The organism is Achromobacter sp. 18P8.1.1 (genome assembly GCF_057799415.1).
Genome location: NZ_JBYOKH010000001.1, coordinates 48,749 through 71,687, shown reverse-complemented (window position 1 = coordinate 71,687; position 22,939 = coordinate 48,749). Strand labels below are relative to the sequence as shown.

Sequence of the window (22,939 nt, the reverse complement as noted above, 5' to 3'; positions counted from 1 at the left end):
ATGGCAAAACACAATAAGGGGAACAAAGCCCCAGTGGCGCAAAACACGAATGCTGCACAAATTGCAGTCGCATCGGCATGGCAGAAAGCAACTGCTGGTATTAGCTCCCTTGCATCGCTGGTGCAAAGCGATGCTTCCGTCGTGCTGCTCCCCGACCTGGACAAAGATCATGTCAGCGAGTTGGAAAAAGCCGAGCCTGAGAAAAAGGTTGAGCTCGAGAAGCTGTTGGCGGATGTCTCCGATGTCGCAAAGAAAGTTCGTGAGCTGTATGGAGATGTACAGAAGCGCACGGAGGACCTGACTCGCAAGGAAGAGGCATTCTCCCGCCGAAGTGATGAGAACAAAAAACGAACCGAAGAGATCCACAAACTCGACGATGAGTTGAAGCAAAGACAAGCTGAGATAAAAAAATCCGAATCAAGTTTGGCTGATAAGGAGCGTGAACTTGAAAAGCGCGAGCTGGATGCGCGATCCGGTTTTGCCGCCCAAAACGTCGCAGCACTCAGTGACCTAAAAAAGGAGATCGTGGAGCTAGAGTCCAAGAAAACAGAGATTCAACTTGGCATCCTTCAAGCAGAGCAGAAAGCACGTGACGATGAGTCTGCGCGCGCCTCCGAACTGATGGGGCGTGAAGCGGAGATTGCAAACAAGGAGAGAGGTCTTCAGCAGCAACAACGACGGCTAGATGCAGAGTGGAAAGAGCTTGAGCGCGAACGGACACAGATCCGTGAAGATGCGCTTCGCGAGGCCAGCCAGGAAATTGCGAGATTGACCGAGGCCCGACAACGAGCCGAGTCTCGCCTCGAAAAGGTGTACCGAGATTGGACCTTGACTGACCAAAAATTAGAACAATATCGAGAGTTCTCAGAGGCATTGGCGGGACGGTCTGCACGCGAGATTCTTGACGAGTTAGCTGCTCACAAGCGTCGAGTCACTCAGCTGGAGAACCAAGTTGCAAATAGTCAAGATGATCAGTTGCAATTTGAGAACGAGGCGCTGCGAAAACTTCGTGATGAGCAAAAGACTCAACTTGATGAGGTTCATGTGGACTTGGCTGATGCAAAAGCTCAGCTTCATCGCCTGCGACTCGGCGTCAGTGACAAAGAGAACCTTGAAAAAGAGAAGCGTGCTCTCGAAAAAAACAATCAGATTTTGAGTGCAAGGCTGAATGACTTGGGTAAAACGGTGGATGACCTAACCCAGTCACAGCAGTCCGAAAAACCATTTCCCCAGATGGCATGGATGGATTCGGCATCCAATGCAGACTGGATCAAGGATCGCAAAGCCAAGGAGTTGGGCCTGCCGGAGCAGGACGTTCCTGATCTGAAAAAATTCTCGATTGAATTGCAGCACAGGATCGCTCAAGCGGAGGAAGGTGCAACACTGCATTTCCGTCTCGAAGATATTCAGTTGCTCATTGCCGGATTGGCTATGAGCCAGCTTCACATCTTTCAGGGGATCAGCGGCACGGGAAAAACGAGCTTGGCGAAGGCATTCGCAAAGGCTGTGGGGGGGCATTGCACTGACATTGCCGTCCAGGCTGGATGGCGAGATCGTGATGACCTACTGGGGCACTACAACGCATTCGAGAAGCGCTTCTATGAGCGCGACTGCCTGCAAGGTCTCTACCGTGCGCAAACTGCCGCCTACAAGGACCGGTGCAACATCATCTTGCTCGATGAGATGAATCTCTCGCGCCCGGAGCAGTATTTTGCTGAATTCCTTTCGGCTCTCGAAAAAAATGATCCAAGAGATCGATTGATCAGCCTGTCGGAAAGTCAGTTGCCAAATGCACCGGCGCTGCTTGTCGAGGGTCGAAGGATTCGAGTCCCCCATAACGTCTGGTTCGTAGGCACTGCAAACCACGATGAGACCACGAACGAGTTCGCTGACAAAACCTACGACCGTGCTCACGTCATGACGCTTCCCCGCCACGAGGCAGGATTCAAGATTGAGCCGAAACCGAAGGCCAGCTTTAGTTATGGATTATTGATGGAGCGCTTTGATGGCGCTGTGACTCAGAACGCCGACGAGGTTTCAGAGTTGTTGGCAGAGTTGACCACGGGGCCGCTCACAAGCATTTTGCAGGATCGCTTTGACCTGGGATGGGGCAATCGACTCGAGCGTCAGGCCATGCGATTTGTCCCCGTTTACATGGCTGCGGGTGGCCGGAAAGAGGATGCTCTGGATCATTTGCTTGCTAGCAGAGTATTTCGGCGCGGTAAGGTCACTGGTAGATACGATGCGACGATCGATGATTTAACTGCCATCGAACAAGCACTTACTACTGTTTGGAAGGGGTGGAAATCGGAGCCTCGCCGTTCCATTGCCCTGTTGGCCGAAGACCGTCGCCGTAAGGAACGTGGCGCATGAGATTTCTGGACCGCCTTACCGGTGGGACGCTCAGTGACCTGCCCGACGCGTTCCTGCCGGGGCGGTATTGCTTGCTTGAGCCTCTCGTGGTTAACGGACACAGCCACTTGCAGCCCGGTGATCTGTTGTCGGATGACGGCTCTGGCGTCATCCGGATTCAGGACGCTGAACGCCAAGTGCTCTCCAGCGATCAGACCGACGAAGATCAGGCTGACTCCGATCTTTCCGCCGAGGCGATTATTTCGATTGCTGGCAAGCTCGCTCACGCACACGATGCAAATGTCTCACCGATGCTACCGGCTGAGATGGCCGCGCAATGTGCACTTGAGGAACTCGAACAAAACTTGGCGACGGTACTCAGAAATGGTCATTTGCACTCGATAGCTGACCGGCCTCGCAGAGACCTTCGGTATGACGATTTGGTGGCACCCGTGGCACGAGCTCGACGCCTTGCAACCTCGGCTTTAAGTCACCTTGCGTCACACTCAGATTGCTGGCAGCAGCGCACGCTCAGCGGCGTCCAACCTCGCAAGATTCTGGCTCGTTTCAGCGAGGACGACTATGCCATCTATGAGAACAGGCTTTACAAGCGATTGCTGGATCGGCTTGATCGGCACCTTGCCAGGCGACTGGCTCGCATCCGGGGTGTCAATTCACGGCTGAAGCGAGCTTTGGAGTTTCAAGGCTCAGAGCAGACGCATTTTCGACTTCGCCAGGATATTTGCCGCCTTTGGGGAGAGTCATATCTTGATGACAAGACCGGGATGCAGTTGGAAGCAGGAAAGCGCGCTCTCAGCGAGTTGGAGTCTCAGTTACGTGCAATCAGAGAATTGAAGCAACGGGGCGTCTATTCACTGGTGCCCGCAGCTTCGGTAGTCCCCGCCCAAATTCATCGCACAAACATTCTGAATCATGATCCTCACTATCGTCATCTGCCTCCTCTGTGGGAGAAGCTGAAAGATGATCGAGAGGAGCGGCTATTGCCTCCGGAAGAGCGCTTGGCGCGACAACTGCAATTGCAACACGCTTACGTCAGCTACGTCGGTCTAGTGGTCAGGCGCGCGCTGGAACGCTATGGTTTGCGCAGCGTAGATGGAAATTTTGTGTTCAGTTGGGCTGGTCGGAATTTCGTACTCAAGCATGATGCGCATGATTGGGTCGTAACTCAGTCTGACGGATCTACTCTGAGGATCGTACCGATTGCCTGGTTCGGCGCTTCCATAAATAGCAGCGAGAGTCTGGAGTCTGGCCGCATCGTGTGCTGGCCAGGTGCTCCAACCAGTGTCGCATCGCCACAGTGCCTTCCCGTTTCACCGCTGGATCTTTACGTTGTAGAGAAAGTGGGGAAGTTGATCGATGAATGGATGTTGCGGCAATTGCTCAGCGCTCATGGGCGAAAACTGGGGCCATTGCCTACACCGACAAAAAGACTGACCGAGGCCTGGCGGGAACAGTTTGAATCCATTTCTCCAACGCACGTTAGGCTCCTCGCGCCAATCGATGCTCAGAAAGCCGCCGAACTGAAGGCGGTGCTCCGAGCTTCGGCGAATCCACAAGTTGAGCACGCGGTCGGGGTTGCCATCGAACAGGTTGCAGCGCTTGCTCAGCTCTGTGGCCATACAGCGCGATTCGAACCCGGGCAGCAGCAAGACTTCTACTGCCAATGCGGGATTTGTCAGACGACTTGGTCGCTCAAAACAACAGGGAAACGGCGACACTTTTCCATGCGACCGAAGGGCGCGTCGAACATACCTGAGGCGGACGGTTTTGTATGGTCTGGCAGGGATTGGCTGGAGTTCGACTTGGATGCAGCTCAATGAGGGTAGCGTGAGCAAAACGGTCACTTTCTTGACAGCGTCAAAATACTGCTCGTATGCATGAGGCTCGTAGTCTGTTGGCTGACAACGACTGCTTTAAACTTTAGCGGACGATGGTTATCGAGAATTAGATGACTGCCTGCAGCCTTTAGCAGCCGGTGAGGACAAAGCGCTCAAAAGTCCGCTTCTGGCCGGGAGCCGCCGTTGACGACAGACCGCAGCCTCTAGTGTGTTGCAACGACCGGTTGAACGCACAAACCATGGCGGCCACGCAAGACGACTGGCCTCCAAACACCCGCTGAAATGTTCGGCGAATCCGTTGCGTTGACCTGTTGAATCCGCCACCCAAAGCAGACATCCGATTCAAAAATCTCGGATCCAGATTGCAGACTCCCAATGGCCAGATGCATAGGGTCCGGTCGCTTCTTAACTGCGGAGCCGTTCCATGGGACCGGAAAATACCCAGCGTACAGGCGTCGCCAGCAGTTTCTCCAATTCCGTAGGGACCAATCGGGTGAGGGCATCGCGGACGCGTTCGCGGATGTCGGTATCGAGGGGCGTTGAAGCACATCCTTCGAAATGTTCGCCGAATGCTTTGGTGGCGACGTACGAAGTGGTCGCAACCCGATAGGCCTCGGCAGGATTGATCCGGCGGGATATTCCCTGCCGATCGACGATCTCGACCTCCGTGGTTGTGGCGGCCGCCCGCACTCTCATTCCCGCGATCTGAACGAAGTTGCCGTCGCCTTCCTTAGCATCGCGATTGCGCAATGCAAGGGCGTTATGCAATACGGCCAGCAAGGCTGCACCGGAGATGGTGTAAGAGCGAACCTCGTTGCTGTGATAGAAGATGTCGCACAAGGTCCGATCCGAGATAACCTCGCCCGTCTGCAGGTTGCGGTCGATCCTGAAGCTGCCGCTGTTGATGATCGCGACGTCGACATCCCAACGATCGGGCCGGTCGATCGTTGGGATGCCGAGCAGCACATCGGCGACGAAATTGCCGAAGTTAGTTGATTTGCGGCGTATCTCGCAATCGAGCAGAACCATTTCACAAGGTGCCAGGGCCAACTGATCGGGGAGGTGGTTAGATCGCAGGTTCCAGGTCTCGATGCAGGTCTGTACTGGCTCATCTGGCGGTAGCAGCCGTGTGAATGACCGTGTGCCGGTCGCCAGGCTCAGGCTGAAGGTGAATACGTAGTCTTCTCCTACAGAGCGCCCCAGCACCTCGTAGCCGTGCAGTCCTTTAGGGCCGAACACGTTGGCGAGATCTCGCAATTGCTCATGGGTCGGCGTACTCGTGCCCAGCAGGGCATCCCGCAGCGGCTTCAGTCCGGTTTCGAAGAACAGGTCTTTTGCGAACTTCTCAAATCTTGTGGCATCGGTTCTGCGGTCCGGAATCGGCTCGCCGTTACTTGTCCGCCGAGGAATCGTCACGATCCAGTTGAAACGAGTTGTCCTGGCATTGGACGCAGTCTTGACTACCAAGCAATGACCCACCAACTCTCGGACAACGACGTTGTGATCATGGCCGCCCATGACGAGCCTAAGTTCTGGGAAGGACTTGGCCAGCTTGCAATCCTCTTCGACGGTCTGGTGCGTCATGGCCACCAGGGTGAAATCAAGTTCGGTCTTTCCGGTGGACGCCTTCAATTCGCTTCGCACTTCGGCGACAACGCTGGAGAGATCCTTGATCATCTCGTACTGGTCGATGACGCGGCCCAGGTGCTCCGGCGTTTCCGCACCGAGAGCTCCGAAGATGGCAACGGCATGGGTTGCCGACGGCCGGATGACATGGATCGACGACATTTTCCCTGCGTCGACCATTCCCTGCTCAAACTGCGTGTCGTGAAAGGCGAAGTTCAAATTAAGCCACTCGAATCTCGATTCGTTCATCCGGGCTTCGAGGTCTGCTTGTGAGATGTCGGCTTCGAACTCATGGTTGCCCAAACTTACCAGGTCGACGCCCATCAGGTTCATCACCTGAACCATCTGCTTACCCTTGAACTCCTTGCTGAGGCACGAAGGGGCCAAGAAATCGCCCGGCACGCAGAACCGGGTCCAGTCGCTTCCATAGTAATCTCGTAAGCGCTTGGTAAGCGTGGCGATGCGCGGCAGCACCAGGGTGTCCTGATCTGTGTAGTCTGCCCGCGTGTCGATGTGATAGAGGTCGTTCAGCTGTATCAACAGGATCGGCTTTGCCGTGACGGTCTCGTCGGACATGGACACTCCTTCGTGGGGTGCGTCGGTTGTGGTCACAGTTTAGGCAGCCCGATACTCGAAAGTACAGATGACTTACAAACATCCGCCCTTCGAACTGCCCGCGATGAGTACGGAGGTGAGGGGACTTGGTAGCGGTGACAGCGTGCGCTGTCCAGCCGATCATCCGATTCCACGGCCACGACGACGGCGTGAACTCGGGCAGGCCAAGGTCGGAGTTCACTTTACTCGGACATGTGCATAGTCCTCGAAGGGAGACTCGACGCCTCAGGCGTAAGGCGCAATCGCAAGTTCTGCCGGGGCGCCTTTGAGCAGACAATGACGAACAACCGCTGCTGGCCAGAAGCCGACATCCGAGTGCTGGAAAATTCGGCGACAGATCACGCAGTTGCGCCCAAAATCCCCAATAAAAATCCCGCTGAAACGATAAGCCTCAGCGGGATTTCTACATTGGCGTTGCCTATGCAACGCCAACCTTACAAACTGCAGGTTTAAGCGCCTGCCAACATATACCGGGCCGAAACAGCCAGAATCCGCTGTGCGGATTCATTCAGCATCCGGGCTTCACGATGGGCTTTCAGCGAATACACCGCGTCATAGCGGCGGCCACTGCGCGGGCCGGCGAGTAGTGCCGGGCGGCGGGTCAAAATGGGGGAGATCAAGCGTTGCATGTCGGAGCATTCCTGCGGGCACCGGGCCCAGTAGATGCTAGGCATCGTAAGCCGGCTTCTTGCTCAGCCCAACGATTTACCATTCATATGAATATCCAGGGTTGGCCCGACCCAGATCGGGTTCCCCAAGCATCTTGTCGACAAGTATGGCCGGCCTGTGTGACAGCCATATGCCAGCGCAAGCCGAAAATCGCATTCCGAAGCCGCAGCCCCATCAGCCCCCCTTCAGCCTGGAGGGAACATCTTCGGTATCGCTGCATATCGCCAGAACCTCGGCCGGTTTCCGGCTGAGCGACAGGTAAACGTGCCCGATGCTGCTGTCGAAGTACGCCGATTCCAGCTTCGCGAGCACGACGCTATCGCCATTTTCGAACTGGATCCGGACTTTGCCCGACAGCACCACGACGAATTCCTGCCCCGGGTGCCGGATGTAGTCCTCAAACTCCACCACCTTCCGCGAATCGATCAGGGCCACCATCGGCAGCATCTTCTTGCCGGGGTATTCGCCCATCAGCAGGCGGTAGTGATAGTTTTCCGTGATGTAGTCGCGGGCGTCGCTGAGCTTGTTCTTGACGTAGGTGGGGGCGACGGCGGCTTGGGAGGCGTCGCGCAGCATGAACATGCGGGTCATGTCGATGTCCAGCGCGCGCGCCAGCGCGGCGAACTTTTCGTAGCTGAGGGCGATTTGCCCGAGCTCTGCCTTCGATAGCGTCGATACCGCGATGCCGCTGGCCTGCGATAACGCCTGCAAGGTCATCTTTCTGGCCTTGCGCTCGGCGCGCAGGCGAGCGCCCATTTCTTCCTTGCCGACGATTTCGGGCGGGGATGTATTGCCGGGTTGGGCCATGTAGCGATCTGGCATCAAGGGGTTGAGGGCTGGGGCAGGGCCCGCAAGCCCTGCCGCGTCTACGCCGGATTGTAAGGGGTGGGCCTGCCTTCAGGCGGGGGTCCGGTTCAGGACGCGGCCGGCGTGCTGGCCGGTGAAGGCCTGGTCTTCCCAGACGGGCGCGCCGTTGACATAGACGGAATGGATGCCGGCGGCTCGCTCGGTGGGGCGTTCGAAGGTGGCGGCGTCCGCGACGGTGGCGGGGTCGAAGACGACCAGGTCGGCGAAGTAGCCGGGCTGGACCTGGCCGCGTTCGGCCAGGCCGAACTTGGCGGCGGTCAGGCCGGTCATTTTCCAGACGGCGGTCTCCAGGGGGAAGAGCCCCAGGTCGCGGGAGTAGTGGCCCAGCACGCGGGGGAAGGTGCCCCACAGCCGCGGGTGGGGGCGTTCGTCGTGGGGCAGGCCGTCCGAGCCGATCATGGTGGGGCCGAACTTCAGGATGCGCTGGACGTCGGGCTCGTCCATCATGAAGTAGATGGCGCCCGCGGGTTGCAGGTCTGGCACCACGTCGAATTTGGATTTGCCCCGTTCGGCGGCGACGTCGTCCAGGTCGCGGCCGCTCAGTTCCGGGAACGGCTTGCACCAGGTGATGATTGTGCGGCCGGCCAGCAGCACTCGGTCTTGCTTCAACATCGTGGAGCCGGCCACGTAGGGGTAGGCGTCAAGCGAGACGTCCTGCTTGGCCATGGCGGCTTCGATCAGGGGCAAGGTTTCCTGGGAACGCCCGAAGTTGGGCTGGCCCATGACCTTGTGGTGCGAGATCACGACGGGTACGTCCAGTTCGCGGCCGATGCGGAAGGTTTCTTCCAGGGCCGCGACGATGTGTTCGCCTTCGTCGCGCATGTGGGTGGCGTAGATGCCGCCGTGGGTGTTCAGCGGCCGGCAGACTTCGATGATCTCTTCGGTGGTGGCGCGCGCGGCGGGCGGGTAGAAGGTGCCGGTCGAGATGCCGATGGCGCCGCTGGCCAGGGCGTCGTCGGCCAGCGACTGCATGGCCTGCACCTCGTCTGGTGTGGCTTCGCGCTGCAGGTCGGGCATGACGGCGGCGCGCAGCGTGGAGTGGCCGACCATGCAGGCGGCGTTGACGGCGGCGGGGGTTGCGCGCAGCGCATCCAGGTAGTCGGAGAAGCGCGCGAAACGGTACGAGCCGCCTTCGTCCAGCAAGTCCAGCGGGGCAGGCGGGCTGGCGTGGGCCAGCGGCGCCAGGCTGATGCCGCAGTTGCCGGTGACGACCGTGGTGACGCCCTGCGAAATCTTCGGCGTCATGTCGCGGTGCTTGAGCAGGTAGTTGTCGTCGTGCGTGTGCGAATCGATGAAGCCGGGCGCGACCACCTTGCCGCTGACGTCAATGCGGCGGTGCGCGGCGCTGGTGGAGAGGTCGCCTACGGCGGCGATCCGGTCGCCGCGCACGCCCACGTCGGCGCGCTGGCCGGGGGTGTTGGCGCCGTCGATGACGGTGCCGCCGGCAAGGATGTAGTCAAACGGGGTGGCGTCAGGCTGGGACATGCGGATCTCCGGCTAAGTGGGTTCAGGCAAAGTGGCAGGCGACTTGCTGTTCGGGGGCCACTTCGCGGGGCAAAGGGGTTTCTTCGGCGCAGCGCGGCTGCGCCATCGGGCAGCGCGTGCGGAAGGCGCAGCCGGACGGGGGCGACAGCGGGCTGGGGATTTCGCCTTTCAGGACCTCGACGGGCGTGCGCTGGCCCTGGCGCGCCGACGGCACGGCCGCCAGCAGGGCGCGGGTGTAGGGGTGGGCGGGGCGGTCGAAGATGGCGTCGCGGGTGCCGATTTCCACGATCTTGCCCAGGTACATCACGGCGACGCGGTGGCTGATGTGGCGCACCACGCTCAGGTCGTGGGAAATGAATACGTAGGTCAGGCCCAGGTCGCGCTGCAGGTCCATCAGCAGGTTGATGACCTGCGCCTGGACGGAGACGTCCAGCGCCGATACCGGTTCGTCGCAGACGATCAGGCCGGGGTCCAGCGCCAGGGCGCGCGCGATGACGATGCGCTGGCGTTGCCCGCCCGAGAACTCGTGGGGGTAGCGGTCGGCGGCATCAGGACGCAGGCTGACGCGCGCCAGCAATTGCGAAACGCGTTCACGGATGGCGGCACGGTCGTGGCCGAAGTTGCGCAGCGGCTCGCCGATGATGTCGCGCACGCGCATGCGCGGGTTCATGGAAGAGAACGGGTCCTGGAAGATGAACTGCATGCGCTGGCGCATGGCGCGCAACTGGCTGCTGTTCATCGTCGCCAGGTCTGCGCCTTCCAGCAGGATGCGGCCTTCGGTGGGGTCGGTCAGGCGGATCAGGCATTTGCCGGTGGTGGATTTGCCGCAGCCGGACTCGCCCACCAGGCTCAGCGTCTGGCCGCGCGGGACGGATAGCGATATGCCGTCCACCGCGCGCAGGACTTTCGCGCCGCGTCCGCTGTCGACGGGGAAGTGCTTTTTCAGCCCGATGACTTCCAGCATGGGCACCGCGGCAGGGGCGGTGCGGGCCGAGGCCGCGGACGAGAGAGGAATGTCGTGAAGGTTCATGGCGGGTCTCAGGCGGTCATGGCGACAGGCGCCGGCTCGGACAGGCGCGCCCAGCACCAGACGCGGTGGCGGCTGCCGGCATCGATAGCGGGCGGCGCCTCTTCCGTACAGCGCGGCAGCGCTTGCGGGCAGCGCGCGGCGAAGGCGCAGCCGCGCGAGGCGGGCGTCATCACCGGCACGATGCCGGGCAGTTCGGCCAACCGCGCCGTGTGGTCCTGGCCGTCGACGAAGTCGGGCAGCGACCGGATCAGCGCCTGGGTATAGGGATGCTGAGGACGGTCCAGCACGTCGTCCACGCTGCCTTCTTCCACCTTGCGGCCGGCGTACATCACGATGACACGCTGGCACATCTGGGCGACGACGCCCAGGTCGTGCGTGATCAGCACGATGGCCGTGCCCAGGCGGGCCTGGATGTCGCGCAGCAGGTGCAGGATCTGCGCCTGGATGGTGACGTCCAGCGCGGTGGTGGGCTCGTCGGCGATCAACACCTTGGGCTGGCACGCCAGCGCCATGGCGATCATGGCGCGCTGACGCATGCCGCCGGACAGCTGATAGGGATATTCGCGCACGCGGCGCGCGGGGTCCGAGATCTGCACCAGCTCCAGCAGCTTCTCGGCCTGCGCCAGGGCGTCGCGGCGCGACAGTCCCTGGTGCAGCATGAGCGATTCGCTGATCTGCTTGCCCACCGTGATCACGGGATTCAAGGAGGTCATGGGCTCTTGGAAGATCATTGAGATCTGGTTGCCGCGGATGGCGCGCATGGACTTTTCGGGCAGGGCCAGCAGGTCGCGTCCGTCGAACTCGATGCTGCCGCCCGCGACCCGGCCGGGGGCGCGCAGCAGGCGCATGATGGACAGGGACGTGACGCTCTTGCCGCAGCCGGATTCGCCAACCAGGCCCAGCGTTTCGCCGGGCAGGAGGTCGAACGAGAGCTTGTCGACAGCCACGACGGTCGTGTCGTCGCCGTCGAAACAGGTGGTCAGGTCATGCACGCGCAGGACAGGGGTGGGTTGCATGAGCGCTCCTACAGCTTTTTGGCCAGACGGGGATCGAGCATGTCGCGCAGCCCGTCGCCCACCAGGTTGACGGCCAGTACCGCGACGCCCAGGAACAGGCCGGGATACAGGATGATGTGGAACGCCACGGCGACGAAGTTGCGGCCTTCGGCCATGATGTTTCCCCAGCTGGGAATCTGCGGGGGGATCCCCACGCCCAGGAAGCTCAGCACGGCTTCGGTCAGGATGGCGGATGCGGCGATGAACGTGGCTTGCACCATCAAGGGGGCGAACAGGTTGGGCAGGATGTGGCGCAGCAGGATCGACGGCACGCGCGTGCCTACCGACACGGCCGCCTCGATGTAGGGCTGTTCGCGGATCGTCAGCACCAGCGCGCGCACCAGGCGGACGACGCGCGGCACCTCGGGGATGACGATGGCGATGATCACGGTGCCCAGGCCGCCTTTCAGGGTGGCCATCAGGGCAATCGCCAGCAGCACGCCGGGAATGGCCATCAGGCCATCCATGATGCGCATGATGAGTGCGTCGACGCGTCGGAAGTAGCCGGCCAGCATGCCCAGCATCACGCCGGCGACGGTCGAGACGACCGCCACCACGATGCCGACCAGCAGCGATACGCGCGCGCCCCATACGGTGCGCGAATACACGTCGCGGCCCAGCGCGTCGGTGCCGAAGAAATGTTCGGTCGACGGCGGTTTCATGCGCGCCATCGGGTTGATGTCTTGCGGGTCGACGGTGGCGAGCCATGGGGCGGCCAGCGCAATGGCCGCCAGCACCAGCAGGATCGCGCCGCCCACATACAGCATGGGATGGCGGCGCAGCGACCGGACGGCGCGGCGCAGGCGCGGGCGCGGTATCGCAAGCGGGAGGGTGGTCGTGTTCATGCTTTGCCCTTCTCAGTAGCGGATGCGGGGGTCGAAGAGCCGGTAGCTCAGGTCGACCAGCAGGTTGATCAGCACGTAGATGCCCGAGGCCACCAGCAACACGCCCTGGATCACCGGGTAGTCGTGGCGCAGCACGGCGTCGATGGTCAGGCGGCCCAGGCCGGGAATCGCGAACACGGTTTCGGTGACCACGACGCCGCCGATCAGCAGGGCCACGCCCACGCCGATGGTGGTGACGATGGGGTTGGCGGCGTTCTTCAACGCATGCCACACGATGGGGCCCGACGACAGGCCCTTGGCGCGCGCGGTGCGGATGTAGTCCTCGGACAGGGCCTCCAGCATGGTGGCGCGCGTCATGCGTGTCAGCAGCGCCATATAGACCAGACCCAGCGACAGGCAGGGCAGCACCAGGTGGCGCAGATACGGCACAAGGCCGTCCGCGAGGGGCTTGTAGCCCTGCACCGGCAGCCAGCCCAGCTTGATGGAAAAGCCATAGACAAGGCTGTAGCCGATCAGGAATACCGGCACCGAAAACGCACAGACCGCGCCGATCATCACCAGGCGGTCCAGCCAGCGGCCGGCGTTCCAGGCAGCCAGCACGCCCAGGGGTACTGCCACCAGCACGGCGAACAGCATCGTGAAAAGGGCGATCGACACGGTCGGCCCCATGCGTTGGCCGATCAGTTGCGATACCGGCATCTGCGAGGACATCGAGGTGCCCAGGTCGCCCACGGCGATGTGGCTGATCCAGATGACGAACTGCTGCGGCAGCGGCTTGTCCAGGCCCAGGTTCTGACGGATTTTCTCGACGTCCTCGGCGGTCGCGTTGTCGCCGGCGATCACCGCAGCCGGATCGCCCGGCGACAGATGGATCAGCAGGAACACCACGACCGCGACGACGGCCATGACTGGAATGACGGCCGCGATGCGGCGCAGGATGTATTTCACGCTGGATTCCCCTTGGCTTGCGGCCGGGCGCTCGATGCGCCCGGCGTCTGCCTTACGGCTTTTCGATGTTCCACATCACCGGGATGCCGTTCTTGATCAGCTCGGTGTGCTTGAGGCCGCGCACGGCGAAGACGGGCTTGAATTCCCCCCACATGACGTAAGGCACGGTCTGGTAGGCGCGCGCTTGCATCTGGGCGGCGATCTCCTTGCGCTTGGCGGCATCGGTCTCGCGGATCCAGTTGGTGCGCAGCGTGTCCAGCTCCTTGTCGCAGGGCCAGCCCGGCAGGCTGTTGCCGCAGGCAGCCGACAGCCAGGGGTTGGTCACCGGCGTGCTGGCGTCGTAGTAGCCGCCCCAGGTCAGGAAGATGTTCCAGCCGCCCTGTTCGGGCGGATCCTTCTTCAGCCGGCGGCCGGCCAGCGACGCCCAGTCCATCGACTGCACGTCCACCTTGATGCCGGCCTTCTTCATGTTTTGCGCCAGCACCATCACGGCGGGCGCGCTCAGGTGGTCGGTCGGATACAGCAGCACCACTTTTTCGCCCTTGTAGCCGGCTTCCTGCAGCAGTTGCTTGGCGCGCGCCGGGTCAGGCTTGGCGTAGGGCGCGGCGCCGGCGTCGGTTGCCAGCGGCGAGCCGCAGATGTACAGGGTGGCGCAATAGTCGACGCGGTATTTCTCCGGGTAACCCATGGCCGACAGCATTTCCTTCTGGCTTACCAGGTGGTAGAGCGCCTGGCGGGCCAGCGGATTGTTGAACGGCGGATGCAGCGCGTTGACGATGACCATCCCTTGCGACGCAACCGACGTGCTCAGGGTGATGTCCGGATTGCTTTCCACCACGGGCAGGAAGTCGGGCGTGATCTGCTCGATCATGTCGACCTCGCCGTTCATCAGCGCCGCCGTGGCGGTGTTGCCGTCGGGGATGTACAGCCATTCGACGCGGTCCACCTTCACGTTCTTGCCGCCCGCCAGGCCGTCGGCCGGCTCGGCGCGGGGCACGTAGGCGGGGTTCTTCACGTAGACAACCTTGTTGCCGGGCACCCATTCATCGCGCTTGAACAGGAACGGGCCCGAGCCGACCATTTCGGTGACCTGCGTGTTCGGGTCCGTCATGGCCAGCCGCTTGGGCATGATGAAGGGCGGCATGCCCGACGGCTTGGACAGCGCGTCCAGCACCAGGCCGAAGGGCTCCTTGAGCGTCAGGGTGAACGTGTTGTCGCCGGTGGCGGCCAATTCGGCGCCGGCCGCCATCATCGCCTGGCCCAGGGTGTCCTTCTTGGCCCAGCGCTGCAGCGATGCGATGCAGTCCTCGGCCGTTACCGGCGTGCCGTCGTTGAACTTCAGGCCGGGGCGCAAGGTGAAGGTCCACGTCTTGCCGTCTTCGGACGAGGTCCAGGTGTCGACCATCTGGGGCTTGACCTGGCCCTTGCTGTCTTGCGAGAACAGGGTGTCAAACACCATGTAGCCGTGGTTGCGCGTGATGTAGGCCGTGTTGAACAGCGGGTCCAGCGTCTTCAGGTCCGCGTGCGGCACCATGCGCAAGGTCTTGGTCTGGGCGAGCGCGCCGGTGGCGGCGCTCATGGCCAGGAGCGCCGCGGCCCCCAGCAAGCTGAAACGTCTGATCATTGTTATCCCCTTATTCATTCTGGATGCCCGGTCAGGGCGGCAATGGATGGCGCCTCAGGCCTTGAACGGCCACTTGGGCAATTTGCGCTTGGTGAAAGGCAGGGCGTTGACGTCCTGGGTGATGGCGCCCGGCGTCTCGACGTAGATGACGTGGCGGCCCACCTTCGAGTACGAGGCGTAGAAGTGCTGGGACGACTTCACGATGATGAGCTTCATCGCCTGCAGGTCCACACCGAACTGCGTGAACAGGTCCGTGCCCATGGCCTGGGTGCGCGAGGTGTTCATGACGATCGTCACGCCCTGGGTGCGCACGACGGCAACATCGCCCAGCAGCGCGGGCGTGCCCGCAAGCCCTGTCATGACGGCGTCGCGCTTGAGCGCCAGGATTTCGCAGTCCAGGTCCAGCGGCTGTCCGGACACGGGCGCCACCTTGCCGCCCACGCGCAGCTTGATCTGCGCGCCTTCGCCCGCTTCAAAGCAAAGCTGCACGGCAACCGGGTCCCAGAAGGGGCCGGTGGCGACGTCGGTGATGCCGCGCGCCAGCACGCGTTCCAGGATGAAGGTGGCGTCGCTGGGGGCGCCGCCGCCGGCGTTGTCGGCGGAGTCCGCCAGCACCACCGGGAATTCCTTTTTCGCCAAGGCTTGGTCCAGCGCCTCGTCCGCGCCGGGGTAGGGCGGCGCGAGCTGGTCGCGAAAGCCGATGATCTCTTCGCCCAGCGTGCGCGCCAGCGCCTCGGCCTGGCGTTGATCACCGTCGGTATAGACCAAGACCTTCGAGCCCATGTCCGGCGTATCGCCCCAGGGAAAGCCGTGGGCGATGGAGACCGACAGCACGCCTTCCTTGCCTTCCATGGCCAACAGGCGGTCGACGAAGCTGCGCATGGGTTCGCGGCTGGTGTGCATGATGGAGATCATCTCGCAGTCGAACACCGCGCGCGTGGGGGTGTTGCGGCCTTCGGCGCGGGCCACGCACAGGTCGACCAGGTCGAATGCGCGGTCCAGGATGTCGGTGTGCGGATATTCCTTGAAACAGACCAGGAAGTCGGCGCTGTCCACCATGGCGTCCGTCAAATGGCAGTGCGGATCCAGCTCGGCGCCGATGACGGTGTCGGGGCCGACGATCGCGCGGGCGCGGCTCAGAAGGTCGCCTTCGCAGTCGTCATAGCCGTCGGCCACCATGGCGCCGTGCAGGCCGAACAGGGCGATATCCACCTTGCCGGCGCGGCGCAGGTCTTCAAGCAGCTCGTCGCGCAGCGTTTCGTAGGCGTGGCGGGTGGTGACCCCCGCCGGGGTGGCGCCTGCGGTCATGCCTTCGATCAACGTCCAGTCCTTGCCCACCGCGCGCTGGCGCGCGGCCCACAGCGGGCCCGAGAACATCTGCATGCGGTCCGGATGCTGCCCGGCGGGGTAGTAGCCACGTGCCCGGTAGGCGGACAGGCCCGTCGGGATGGGGGAAAAAGTGTTGGTCTCGGTCGCCAGGGACCCGGAGAAGATCTTCATGGATGACGCTCCGCGCAAAAGTGGGATATCAGGGCGCGGGCATCAGGGCGCGCGCATTGGGGGCTGCCCCGCCAGGCACGCGGCCCGGCGGTGTCATGCAATCAAACGGCTGGGTTTCAGGCCTTCGAAGCCGGGGCTTGAACCGCGCCCAGCCACGCCTGCACTTCGATCTCTACGTCCACGTCCATCGCCAGCTTGGCCTCGACGGTCGAGCGCGACGGGAAGTCCGACGCGAAATGGCTGCGATAGGCTTCGTTGAACTGCGCGAACAGCGTCAGGTCCGACAGCCACACTGTCACGCGCACCACGTCTTTCAGGGTGGCGCCCGTCAACGCCAGCGTTTCCTTGATGCGTTCGATGGCGGCATGGGTCTGGACGGTGATATCGCCGCGCACGACCTGCCCGCTGGCATCCATCGGGATCTGGCCTGACAGGAAGAGGAAGCCGCCCGCCTGGCTGGCGCGCGAGAACGGCAGAGGCAGGGAGCTGGGGTAACGGGTGATGGCGGTCATGGGAGTCTCGTGGAAGGGGGGGATGAAGGTCAGCGCAGGCGCTCGGGGCGCACCGCGTCGGCATTGACGCCGTGTGCGTGCAAGTGGTCGGGAAGCGGCTGATGCGTCAGCAATGCCGCGGCCAGTTCGGAGGTGGCGGCGGCTGTCTGGATGCCGTAACCGCCTTGCGCCGCCAGCCAGAAGAAAGCCGGGGCGTGCGCATCCCATCCCACCACGAAGTCGCCGTCGCGCACGAACGAGCGCAAGCCCGCCCAGGTGTGCTTGGGACGGCGGATGGTGAGCGACGTGGCCGATTCGATGCGGTAGATGCCGGTCGCCACATCCAGCTCTTCGGGCACGACGTCATGCGCGGCCACCGGGTCGGCGTTGGCGGGCGACCCCAGCAACTGGCCGGCATCGGGCTTGAAGTAATAGCTTTCATCCACGCCGACCACGGCCGGCCAGTGGGAAAAGTCGGTGTCTTCGGGGCCCGAGAACGTGAACGCCGTGCGGCGGCACGGTTGCAGACCGATGGGGGCGGCGCCGCACAGGGCCGCGGCGTGGTCCGCCCAGGCGCCGGCGGCATTGACCAGCACCCGCGCCCGGAGGGCGCGGCCGTCCGCCAGCGTCAGGACCCAGGCGTCGTCCGCGTAGGCGGCGGACACCAGTTCCGCGTTGTTGTGCAGCACCGCGCCTTGCCGGCTCATGCCGCGCAGGAACCCCTGGTGCAGGGCATGCACGTCGATATCGCGCGCATCCGGTTCTTCGATCGCGCCGCAAAGCTGGTCGGCGCGCAGGCAGGGCACGCGCGCCACGGCCTGCTCGGCATCGATCAGCGTCACGTTGGGCGACTGGCGGTGGAAGTCTTCGAACACCTCTTGCAGCAGGTCCTTCTGTTCCGGCGTGGCGATGTACAGCACGCCCCGGGGGCTAAGCAGCGGATGCTCGCTGAACCCTTGGGGCGGCTGCTCGTAGAAGGCGCGGCTGGCGCGGGTCAGCGCCTTGATCTGGGTGGTGCCGTAGGTCTCCATGAACATGGCTGCGGAACGGCCGGTGGAGTGATAACCCGGTTGGGACTCGCGTTCCAGCACTGCCACGGACGCCGTGGCGCTCAGGCGGTAGGCCACGGACGCGCCGGCGATACCGGCGCCGACCACGGCGAAATCGTATAGGGGTTCAGCAGTCATTTTTGTCGGAAGCGAGAATTCTCTTATTTGATAATTCTCGAATACGATAGTTTTTTGACGGCAGACGGGTAATAGGGGAATGCCCTGATGGCGGGTGTCAGGGTTTCAACGCGAAGAAAAAAACCCGCTGGCACGGACCGTCAGCGGGTTTGATGGAAAGCGTCGGATGCGGGTCTAGGTCACATGGTGGCCAAACGCGACCAGCGACGCCACGAAGGTGGCCGCGCCGATCGCGGCCAGCCAGTACGCGCGTTTCGCCGCATGCGGGGTGCTGCGGCTCAGGCCCAGCAGCAGCGTGACCAGCGTCCACACGCCGGTGAATGCCAGCAGGGCCAGCGTGTAGACCCAATTCGACAGATCGTAGCCGCCGCCGCCGATGGATGGATAGCCGGAGTGCTTCGGCCACAGCAAGGCGATCAGCGTGCCGGCGACCAATGCGAACACGGCTAGCCAGATCTGGAATCCGCGGTCTTTCAACATGTGCTCAATCATCCAGATAGTGAGCACGCAGGACGTCCACATCCACGTCCAGCACGTCGCGCAGATACGTGCCCATGCCGCCGTACGCGTCGTCGATCGCCTGCACTGACGCCTCCAGGTAGGCAGGGGCGACTTCCAGCAGCGGCATCATGACGTCGTCGCGCACGCCGCGTTCCGCGGATTTGGCCAGAATCTCCTGGAAAAAGCGCGCGTTCCAGTGGTTCGATTCCAGGTAGTTCGCCACGATGTCGTCTTGCGACACGCCCAAGGCCGACAGCAGCAGCAACGAGGCGAAACCCGTGCGGTCCTTGCCGGCGGTGCAGTGGAACAACAGTGTCTTGCCGCTGGAGGCTGTCTTGAGAAAGCCGCCGAAGGGCGCCTGGTAGCGGGACGGGAATTCGCGGTAGATGTCCACCATCATCGCGTGGGCGGCGGCTTGCGTGCTTTCGCGCAGCTTGGGCAAGAGCACGGCCATGGCCATGTTGCCATCCAGCACGGGCGACGCGATCCAGGGGAAGCGTTTGCCGAAGTGGGGATCGTCCTGCGCTTTCTCGGTGTCGGCGCGAAAATCGATGACGGCTTCTAGCCCCAGCGTGCTCAGGAATTCCAGGTCGGCAGCACTGGCGCGGCCGGGATTGCCGCTGCGAAAGAGCTTGCCGTCACGCAGCCGCCGGCCATTCGCGCCGGTCAGGCCGCCCAGGTCGCGGGCGTTGTGCACGCTGTCCAGCGCGAGGCGGCGTCGGCCGGTGGCAAGCGGCGTGTCGGCAGGATTCGAACTGGGCATGGGGCAGGTTCCTTGGTCTTTGAGGCTTGCCGATGATCGTATCACCGTGCCCCGCGCGCGCCAGGTGGCGGGCTACCTGGCGGGCTACCCCAGCTTGCCCAGCAAGCCGATCAATTGGTGCTTTTGCGCGGGGCTCAGTTGCGCGCTGATACGCGCGTCATGCGCCTGGACGGCTTGGGTGATCTCGGCCAGCACCGTTTCGCCGGCCTGGGTCATCGCCAGCGAATACGCGCGCTTGTCGTGTTCGGCTTCCTGCCGCTCGACATAACCCAGGTCCTGCAGCTGGTTGACAATCTGCACGGCCCCTGAACGAGCGATGCCCAGGATGCGGGCCAGGTCCGTGAGCTTCAAATTGGCGTTGGCGGCGATCAGAGACAGCGACGAAAAACGCTGAGGCGTGATGTCCCAGGGCGCCAACGCATTCAGGAAGTCTTCGTAGATCACGATCTGGGCGCGCCGGATGGCGTAGCCGACCAGGTCGTCCAGCGCGCCGTAACGGATGCCGGGCACATGCGGATCGAAATGCTCGCCCCGCGCGGCGGGGCGCCGGGGGCGTTGGGATGCGGCTCTGGACATGGGGCGATCGCGATTAAGGGGCCTCAACACTAATGCACCTATTGTCGCCGCGCTACCGCATTACGGGAAATCCCCGGGGTGCGGAATCCACCTGAATTTTGTTATGTTGCATAACAAATAAAACCAGGAGCAGACATGCAAATCGTCATCGCCGGCGCCGGCATCGGCGGGCTGACGCTCGCCTTGATGCTGCATCGGCGCGGCATCGATTGCCGCGTCTTTGAAAGCGCGCAGGAACTCAGGCCCTTGGGCGTCGGCATCAATCTGCTGCCGCACGCGGTCAGCGAACTTGAACCTCTGGGCCTGCTGCCCGGCTTGGCCGAGCGCGCCATCGAAACCTCGCAACTGCACTACTACAACAAGTTCGGACAGCCGATCTGGCGCGAGCCGCGCGGCCTGGATGCCGGTTATCCGCTGCCGCAGTTCTCCGTGCATCGCGGGGATTTCCAGATGCTGTTGGCGCAGACCGTACGCGCGCGGCTGGGTGAGGATGCCATCGTCACGGGCCGGGTGCTGGAATCGGTGGAACAGGACGCCTCTGGCGCCACGGCGCATTTCCGGTGCCGGGCCGACGGGGCCCTGCAAAGCGTGCGGGCGGACATCGTGGTGGGCGCCGACGGCATCCACTCGGCCCTGCGCCGCCAATTGCATCCCACGGGTGACGAACCGCGCTTCTCCGGCCGCATGCTGTGGCGCGCCGTGACCGAAGCGCCGCCGTACCTGGACGGCCGCAGCATGTTCATGGCCGGCCATCAGGACCAGAAATTCGTCTGCTACCCGATTTCAGAACCGCTGCGCCGGCAGGGGCGGTCATTGATCAACTGGATCGCCGAACTGTCGGTGCCGGGCGCGGAGTTGCCCGCAACCGATTGGAACCGGCAGGTGGACAAGTCCGTGTTTGCGGACCGCTTTGCGGATTGGCGTTGGGACTGGATCGACATCCCCGCCATCATCGACGGCGCGCAAGCGATCTACGAGTTCCCGCTGGTGGACCGTGACCCGTTGCCGCGCTGGACGCGGGGGCGCGTGACGCTGCTGGGTGATGCCGCGCATCCCATGTATCCCATCGGTTCAAACGGGTCGGCGCAGGCGATCCTGGACGCGCGCTGCCTGTCCGACTGGCTGGCGCAAGCGTTGAGCGGCGCGGTGCGTACGCCGGAGATCGCCTTGCTGGAATACGAGGCGGAGCGGCTGCCGCGCACAGCCGGCATCGTGTTGCGCAACCGCCTGAACGGGCCAGAGCAAGTGATGCAGATGGCCGAAGAGCGTGCGCCGCAAGGTTTTAACGATATTGGCAACGTGATCGCGCCGCAGGAGCTGGCGGCGGTATCGTTGCGCTACAAACAACTCGCGGGATTCGATCCCGCCACCGTGCGCAAGAGCCGGGGGGAAGCGCCATGAACGACAAGACCCATGCACCCGCCGCTTCGGCGGACCCGTTGGCGCCGCAGCTAGAGCACGTGGCCACCGTCGTCGTCGAGGTCGGCGCGCCGCAGGAAGTGGGCGACACCCCGCAAGGCTGCCGCCGCGTCATTCCCATCACGGGCGGCACGGTGGACGGCCCGCGCTTGCGCGGCAAGGTCCTGCCGGGCGGCGCGGATTTCCAGGTGATCCGTTCGGCCACCTACACCGACATTCACGCGCGCTACGTCATCGAAACGCCCGACGGCGAACGCATCTATGTCGAGAATACCGGCATCCGCACGGGGCACGCCGACGATATCGCCCGCCTGGTGCGCGGCGAAGCCGTCGACCCCGCCCGGATCTACTTCCGCAGCTACCCGCGCTTTGAAACCGCGTCGCCGGGCCTGGGATGGATGAACGAAAGCCTGTTCATCGGCACGGGCGCGCGCTACCCCGACCGCGTCGAATTGCGCTTCTACCGCATCTGCTGAACCCGCGGCGGCCGCCGCGGCATGGATAACAAGACCACTCGGAGACAACCATGACATCGACGTTGCGCCGCTTGTTCGGCGGCTTCCTGCTGTGCCTGCCGTTCGCGGCGATGGCGCAATTTCCCAATGGCCCCGTGCGCCTGAACGTGGGCTTTCCGCCGGGTACGGGGCCGGACATCGTGGCCCGCACGCTATCGCAGCACATGGGGCCGCTGCTGGGCGAAAGCGTCGTGGTGGAAAACAAGGTGGGTGCAGGCGGGCAGATCGCCGCGCAGACGGTGGCGCGCAGTCCGGCGGATGGCCAGACGCTGCTGCTGGGGGAGGTCGGTTCCATCAGCATTTCGCCGGCGACCTATCGCAACCTGAACTACGACCCGCCGCGCGACTTCGCGCCTATCTCCGAAGTCGTGCGCGCCGACTTCGTGCTGGTGGTGCCGGCGGATTCGCCCTATCAGGATCTGGGCGCGTTCATCGACGGGGCCCGCAAGGCATCGGACCGCCTTAATTTCGCGACCTTTGGCGCGGGCACCCCGGGGCATTTCGGCGCCGAGCTATTCGCCCGCGAAGCCAGCATGAAGATCGAGGCCATCCACTACCGCTCCACGGGCGATGCCGTGTCCGGCCTGGTGTCGGGCGCGGTCCAGGCCGCCTTCGTGACCACGGCGCTGGCGGTGCCGCAGGTGCAGGGCGGCAAGCTGCGCGCGCTGGCGATCACCGGCGCGCAGCGTTCGCCGGCCCTGGCGTCGGTGCCGACGTTTGCCGAACGCGGCTTGCCCGCGATCAACTTCGGCGCCTGGTTCGCGCTGTTCGCACCTGCCGGTACGCCGGATGCCGTGCTGAACCGATTGCAGCGGGACAGCGCACAGGCGCTGCGCCAGCCTGCGGCGGTGCGCAGCCTGGGCGACGCCGGTTTCGTGGTGGTGGGGTCCGACCGGCAAGCGCTGCAAGCTTTGCTGGCGTCGGAATCCAGGCGCTGGTCAGACGTCGTGAAAGCGACGGGATTCCGCGCCGATTGAATCGCCTGAAGGGGGGGCAGGCCGCGGCGGATAGA

The 22,939-nt window shown here is 63.2% G+C and carries 21 protein-coding genes; 6 read left to right on the top strand and 15 right to left on the bottom strand.

Translation table 11 applies throughout. The features are described 5' to 3' along the window. Entirely contained in the window at window positions 1-2,373 is a 2,373-nt protein-coding gene (locus AC27VE_RS00320; protein WP_488702785.1) for an AAA family ATPase, read from the top strand. Further along, window positions 2,370-4,193 (top strand): DUF2357 domain-containing protein, encoded by a 1,824-nt coding sequence (locus AC27VE_RS00315; RefSeq protein ID WP_488702784.1) that lies wholly within the window; start codon window positions 2,370-2,372, stop codon window positions 4,191-4,193. Before AC27VE_RS00320 ends, AC27VE_RS00315 begins: the two co-directional genes overlap by 4 nt. Before the next feature lie 423 nt (window positions 4,194-4,616). On the opposite strand, the gene AC27VE_RS00310 is transcribed toward AC27VE_RS00315, so the two are convergent. Continuing rightward, entirely contained in the window at window positions 4,617-6,413 is a 1,797-nt protein-coding gene (locus AC27VE_RS00310; RefSeq protein ID WP_488702783.1) for a 5'-nucleotidase C-terminal domain-containing protein, read from the bottom strand. 315 nt (window positions 6,414-6,728) lie between these two features. Here AC27VE_RS00310 and AC27VE_RS00305 point away from each other — a divergent pair, with 315 nt between their 5' ends. Then, entirely contained in the window at window positions 6,729-6,905 is a 177-nt protein-coding gene (locus AC27VE_RS00305) for a hypothetical protein (RefSeq protein ID WP_488702782.1), read from the top strand. On the opposite strand, the gene AC27VE_RS00300 is transcribed toward AC27VE_RS00305, so the two are convergent. From AC27VE_RS00300 to AC27VE_RS00235, 14 genes are all read right to left on the bottom strand, one after another. Further along, on the bottom strand, window positions 6,902-7,081 hold the full coding sequence (locus AC27VE_RS00300) for a hypothetical protein (protein WP_006223653.1): 180 nt from the start codon (window positions 7,079-7,081) through the stop codon (window positions 6,902-6,904). The genes AC27VE_RS00305 and AC27VE_RS00300 overlap by 4 nt on opposite strands. 214 nt (window positions 7,082-7,295) lie before the next feature. Continuing rightward, entirely contained in the window at window positions 7,296-7,928 is a 633-nt protein-coding gene (locus AC27VE_RS00295) for a helix-turn-helix domain-containing protein (protein ID WP_088587860.1), read from the bottom strand. 90 nt (window positions 7,929-8,018) lie between these two features. Then, window positions 8,019-9,473, bottom strand: coding sequence for an N-acyl-D-amino-acid deacylase family protein (locus AC27VE_RS00290; protein WP_488702781.1), 1,455 nt, complete (start codon window positions 9,471-9,473; stop codon window positions 8,019-8,021). A 22-nt stretch (window positions 9,474-9,495) separates the two neighbouring features. Then, window positions 9,496-10,503: an ABC transporter ATP-binding protein gene (locus AC27VE_RS00285; protein ID WP_280025781.1), complete on the bottom strand. Its 1,008-nt coding sequence runs from the start codon at window positions 10,501-10,503 to the stop codon at window positions 9,496-9,498. An 8-nt stretch (window positions 10,504-10,511) separates the two neighbouring features. After that, on the bottom strand, window positions 10,512-11,519 hold the full coding sequence (locus AC27VE_RS00280; protein ID WP_488702780.1) for an ABC transporter ATP-binding protein: 1,008 nt from the start codon (window positions 11,517-11,519) through the stop codon (window positions 10,512-10,514). A gap of 8 nt (window positions 11,520-11,527) precedes the next feature. Further along, the gene (locus AC27VE_RS00275; protein ID WP_006223658.1) at window positions 11,528-12,403 is read right to left on the bottom strand and encodes an ABC transporter permease; all 876 of its coding nucleotides are present in this window, start codon (window positions 12,401-12,403) and stop codon (window positions 11,528-11,530) included. A gap of 12 nt (window positions 12,404-12,415) precedes the next feature. Further along, window positions 12,416-13,351 carry an ABC transporter permease gene (locus AC27VE_RS00270; RefSeq protein WP_006223659.1) on the bottom strand — a complete coding sequence of 312 codons (936 nt, stop codon included), beginning with the start codon at window positions 13,349-13,351 and terminating at the stop codon, window positions 12,416-12,418. A 52-nt stretch (window positions 13,352-13,403) separates the two neighbouring features. After that, window positions 13,404-14,975: an ABC transporter substrate-binding protein gene (locus AC27VE_RS00265; protein WP_006223660.1), complete on the bottom strand. Its 1,572-nt coding sequence runs from the start codon at window positions 14,973-14,975 to the stop codon at window positions 13,404-13,406. Between the two features lie 54 nt (window positions 14,976-15,029). Then, a complete protein-coding gene (locus AC27VE_RS00260; protein WP_488702779.1) occupies window positions 15,030-16,475 on the bottom strand; it encodes a M81 family metallopeptidase in 1,446 nt (481 codons plus the stop codon). 116 nt (window positions 16,476-16,591) lie between these two features. After that, complete coding sequence (locus tag AC27VE_RS00255) at window positions 16,592-16,987, bottom strand: RidA family protein (RefSeq protein ID WP_488702778.1); 396 nt, start codon at window positions 16,985-16,987, stop codon at window positions 16,592-16,594. Between the two features lie 29 nt (window positions 16,988-17,016). Further along, entirely contained in the window at window positions 17,017-18,153 is a 1,137-nt protein-coding gene (locus tag AC27VE_RS00250; RefSeq protein WP_488702777.1) for an NAD(P)/FAD-dependent oxidoreductase, read from the bottom strand. Between the two features lie 174 nt (window positions 18,154-18,327). Further along, complete coding sequence (locus AC27VE_RS00245; protein ID WP_488702776.1) at window positions 18,328-18,633, bottom strand: hypothetical protein; 306 nt, start codon at window positions 18,631-18,633, stop codon at window positions 18,328-18,330. Window positions 18,634-18,637: 4 nt separating this feature from the next. Next, entirely contained in the window at window positions 18,638-19,417 is a 780-nt protein-coding gene (locus AC27VE_RS00240; protein WP_488702775.1) for a tyrosine-protein phosphatase, read from the bottom strand. Between the two features lie 84 nt (window positions 19,418-19,501). Further along, complete coding sequence (locus AC27VE_RS00235; RefSeq protein WP_424626737.1) at window positions 19,502-19,993, bottom strand: MarR family winged helix-turn-helix transcriptional regulator; 492 nt, start codon at window positions 19,991-19,993, stop codon at window positions 19,502-19,504. 135 nt (window positions 19,994-20,128) lie between these two features. Here AC27VE_RS00235 and AC27VE_RS00230 point away from each other — a divergent pair, with 135 nt between their 5' ends. From AC27VE_RS00230 to AC27VE_RS00220, 3 genes are read left to right on the top strand one after another with little or no spacing between them, the layout of a single operon-like run. Beyond that, window positions 20,129-21,394, top strand: coding sequence for a flavin-dependent oxidoreductase (locus AC27VE_RS00230; RefSeq protein WP_488702774.1), 1,266 nt, complete (start codon window positions 20,129-20,131; stop codon window positions 21,392-21,394). After that, window positions 21,391-21,888 (top strand): DUF3237 domain-containing protein, encoded by a 498-nt coding sequence (locus AC27VE_RS00225; RefSeq protein ID WP_280025769.1) that lies wholly within the window; start codon window positions 21,391-21,393, stop codon window positions 21,886-21,888. The genes AC27VE_RS00230 and AC27VE_RS00225 overlap by 4 nt, the downstream gene beginning before the upstream one ends. A gap of 50 nt (window positions 21,889-21,938) precedes the next feature. Then, window positions 21,939-22,904: a Bug family tripartite tricarboxylate transporter substrate binding protein gene (locus tag AC27VE_RS00220; RefSeq protein WP_488702773.1), complete on the top strand. Its 966-nt coding sequence runs from the start codon at window positions 21,939-21,941 to the stop codon at window positions 22,902-22,904. Window positions 22,905-22,939: the final 35 nt, after the last annotated feature.